The 3260-nt window shown below is 74.0% G+C and carries 4 protein-coding genes; all 4 read left to right on the top strand.

Annotated elements, in window-relative coordinates:
- Window positions 1-90: 90 nt before the first annotated feature.
- The 4 genes from ACIQOV_RS34075 (at window position 91) to ACIQOV_RS34060 (ending at window position 3124) form a co-directional block, all read left to right on the top strand.
- Window positions 91-699, top strand: a complete 609-nt coding sequence (locus ACIQOV_RS34075) for an ester cyclase (protein ID WP_401054661.1) — start codon at window positions 91-93, stop codon at window positions 697-699.
- A 335-nt stretch (window positions 700-1034) separates the two neighbouring features.
- On the top strand, window positions 1035-1472 hold the full coding sequence (locus ACIQOV_RS34070) for a universal stress protein (RefSeq protein ID WP_401054660.1): 438 nt from the start codon (window positions 1035-1037) through the stop codon (window positions 1470-1472).
- Window positions 1473-1492: 20 nt separating this feature from the next.
- On the top strand, window positions 1493-2329 hold the full coding sequence (locus ACIQOV_RS34065; RefSeq protein ID WP_401054659.1) for an alpha/beta fold hydrolase: 837 nt from the start codon (window positions 1493-1495) through the stop codon (window positions 2327-2329).
- Window positions 2330-2650: 321 nt separating this feature from the next.
- Complete coding sequence (locus tag ACIQOV_RS34060; protein ID WP_380553917.1) at window positions 2651-3124, top strand: nucleoside deaminase; 474 nt, start codon at window positions 2651-2653, stop codon at window positions 3122-3124.
- The last annotated feature ends 136 nt before the right edge of the window (window positions 3125-3260 follow it).

Genomic DNA, 3260 nt, shown 5'->3' with positions numbered 1-3260 from the left:
CCACCCCGGCCGGTCGGGCTTCCGACCGGCCGACCACCCCCGCACGCCCCGAACCGCCGGCGTGCCCCCCCGAACCGAGGAGCTGTTCCCATGCGCTCGCGCACCCTGATCCGTACCGCCGCCGTCCTCGCGGCGGTGGCCGGCCTGGCGGGCGGCACCGCCGCGGCCGCCCCCGTCCACGACAGCGGCCACCACGACTCCGCACGCGACTGGCCGCAGCGCCTGATCGACCGTTCGCCCGGCCTCGTCCAGCCGAAGGCGCTCACCGCGGACCGCTCGATCGGCGCCCGGCGCGCCGCCCAGGAGGTCCACCTGGCCCAGCAGTTGTACACGTTCTGGAACACCGGGCAGCAGCGCTACCTGGACGCGGCGATCAGCCCGCAGTTCCGGGACAACACGCTGCCGCCGGGCCGCCCGCAGGGCCCCGCCGGGCCGGCCTTCGCCTCGACGAACTTCCGCGCCGCGGTGCCGGACCTGACCTGCGAGCTGTCCGACCTCCTGATCAGCGGTGACAGGATCACCGCCCGACTGGTCTTCCGCGGCCACTTCACCGGCACCTTCGACGGCGTGCGGGGGCAGGGCCAGAACATCGAGTTCAACGCCATCGACATCCAGCACGTCGGGACCGACCGGATCACCGAGGACTGGCACATCGAGGACAACGCGACCCTGCTGGCCCAGCTGGGCGTCCGGGCCTGAGGCCGTGCCGGGCCCACGCGGCCCTGCGGGCGGTAGCCGGGCGAAGGCCGTCACCACGTCGGTGAACTCGACCTGCGGCTCGTCCGCCAGGAGTTCCGGGAAGCGCGCCAGCAGGTCGGTCACGTAGGAGGAGGCGACGTGGGCCTCGCGCGCCCGTCCTCCCCCGCTCTCACCACGGCCGCGCCCCGGTCACGGGCGCTCGGCGGCCACCGACGGTACCCGCCCGGCCGTCGGCCGTCACCCGGGTGCCGGGCCGTGGTGGCGGCGCCGCCCGGCGGCCAGCACCGTGGTCGGGGGGCGACGATCCGCAGGACGGCCGGCCAGGGACGGTGCAGATGAACACGAACGACTCCGCTCCCCGCGTCGTGGTCGGCGTCGACGGCTCGCCGTCGTCGTACGCCGCGCTGCGCTGGGCGGCCCGGCACGCCACGCTGATCGGCGGCGTGGTGGACGCGGTCGGCGCCTGGGAACCCCCCAGCCACTTCGGCTGGTCGGCGCCCGTGGTCGACAGCACCTTCGACCGGGAGCTGGCCGAACGGCGGTTCGCCGAGGAACTGCACACCGTGCTCGGCGAGGACTCCCGGGTGCGGGTCCGCCAGACGATGGTCATGGGCGACCCCTCCGACGTCCTCCTGGACGCGGCCCGGGGCGCCGAGCTGCTGGTGGTCGGCAGCCACGGCCGCGGCGGCTTCACCCGCACCCTGCTCGGCTCGGTGAGCACCCACTGCGCGCAGCACGCCGCCTGCCCCGTGGTCATCGTCCGGGCCCCATGACGAGAGGAACACCGGACACCATGCCGTACATCACCGTCGGCCAGGAGAACTCCACCCCCATCGACCTCTACTACGAGGACCACGGCTCCGGGCAGCCGGTCGTCCTCATCCACGGGTTCCCGCTCGACGGGCACTCCTGGGAGCGGCAGAGCGCCGCGCTGCTGGACGCCGGCCACCGGGTGATCACCTACGACCGGCGCGGCTTCGGACAGTCCTCCCAGCCCACCACCGGCTACGACTACGACACCTTCGCCGCCGACCTCCACACCGTGCTGGAGACCCTCGACCTGCGGGACGCCGTGCTGGTCGGCTTCTCGATGGGCACCGGGGAGGTCGCCCGCTACCTGTCCCGGTACGGCTCCGGCCGCATCGCCAAGGCCGCCTTCCTGGGCTCCCTGGAGCCCTGCCTGCTGAAGACCGACGACAACCCGGAGGGGGCCGGTCCGAAGGACTTCTTCGACGGGATCGTCGCCGCCGTGAAGGCCGACCGCTACACCTACTACACCGCCTTCTACCGGGACTTCTACAACCTCGACGAGAACCTCGGGAGCAGGATCAGCGCGGAGGCCGTCCGCAACAGCTGGAACGTCGCGGCGAGCGGCGGCTTCTTCGCCGCCGCCGCGGCGCCGTCCACCTGGTACACGGACTTCCGGGCCGACATCCCGCGCATCGACGTGCCGGCCCTGATCCTGCACGGGACCGCCGACCGCATCCTGCCGATCGACAGCACCGGGCGCCCCTTCCACCGGGCGCTGCCCTCCGCCGAGTACGTGGAGGTCGAGGGCGCGCCGCACGGCCTGCTCTGGACCCATGCCGAGGAGGTCAACGCGGCGCTGCTCGCCTTCCTGGCGAAGTAGTGGCACCGCACGCACCGCACGCACCGCCACCGCGCGCACCGCCACCGCACGCACCGCAGGTGCGACCGTCCGACCGGCAGCGCCCGCCGGGGCGTCGGGGGCGGGCCGTGGAGGCCGACAGAGCCGGTTGTCGTGCGCGCGGCCCTCCTGTCACGCATCCGCTGCCTGGTGGCGGCCGAGGACGCCGACGAGATCCGCACTCCGGACGGGGGCGGCTACGGTGGCTGACGCCATCCGCCCTTCTGCGCCCCGCCCTTGTCCGCCGTACGCCCTGGCCCTGCCCCTGTCACCCCGTCCGGTCCGCCCTCGAGGAGTACGCCGATGACCGACCTCACCCGCCCGCACCTGCTCGCGGCCATCGAACTCGCCGCCTCCGCCCGCGCCCACGGCAACCACCCCTTCGGCGCGCTGCTGACCGACGCGTCCGGAGGCGTCCTGCTCACGGCCGAGAACACCGTGCTGACCGACCACGACGTCACGGCGCACGCGGAGACCAACCTGGTCCGCCAGGCCTGCCGCACCCTGGCCCCGCACCAGCTCTCCGCGACCGTCCTGTACAGCAGCACCGAGCCGTGCGCGATGTGCGCCGGCGCGATCCACTGGAGCGGCATCCGGAAGGTCGTCTACGCGCTCGCCGCCACCGAGCTGAACGCCATCGCGGGAGTGGACCCGGACGAGCCGGTGCTCGACCTGCCCTGCCGCCAGGTCTTCGCAGCCGGCGGCGGCACCGTGGAGGTCTCCGGCCCGCACCTCTTCGAGGAGGCCACCGCCGTGCACACGGGGTACTGGGGCTGACCGGATCGCCACCCTCCCCGGACGGCTTCTCCGCCGTCGAGCACGCGGTGGCCGTCGCGGAGCGGGAAACTTGACCCCGGGCGCGCACCGACCCCGCAGGCCGAGCGGCAGGAGACGGCGATGAGCAGCACGCGAC

This window comes from Kitasatospora sp. NPDC091257, from assembly GCF_044757675.1.
GTDB classification, from domain to species: domain Bacteria; phylum Actinomycetota; class Actinomycetes; order Streptomycetales; family Streptomycetaceae; genus Kitasatospora; species Kitasatospora lactacystinica.
The sequence above is the reverse complement of the archived record's forward strand: the minus strand, read 5'-3'. Positions and strand labels throughout refer to the sequence as shown.